The following is a 270-nucleotide window of genomic DNA, read 5'->3' on the forward strand; positions in this document are numbered from 1 at the left end:
TAGCTGAGCTAAAAACATCTGCACATACGTCTTCGGCTTTTTCTCCCGCAACTCGGTCCTGCCCTTCGCCGTCAAAAATTCTTGCGCACGTTTTTTTGTTAGTCCTTTTGTATTTGCCAACGCTTTTTCCTAGTCGTTTTATATTAGTAAATTATACCAAAAAGTTAGGCCAAATGCAAAATTTTGCAAAATGTTATTTAAAAAAAAAAAAACCCTCACATGAACAAAAGCAAGTCTTTTTTTAACAAAGGAAAAAAACCGCCTATGGCA

At 35.9% G+C, this 270-nt stretch carries 1 protein-coding gene; it reads right to left on the bottom strand.

Annotated features, from left to right (window positions below; translation table 11 throughout):
- On the bottom strand, positions 1 to 120 hold a 120-nt coding region (locus tag ACYVTD_RS19105; RefSeq protein ID WP_461249153.1), incomplete at its 3' end, for a cation-transporting P-type ATPase.
- Positions 121 to 270 lie beyond the last annotated feature (150 nt).

It is taken from the genome of Treponema sp. R6D11 (assembly GCF_054786075.1).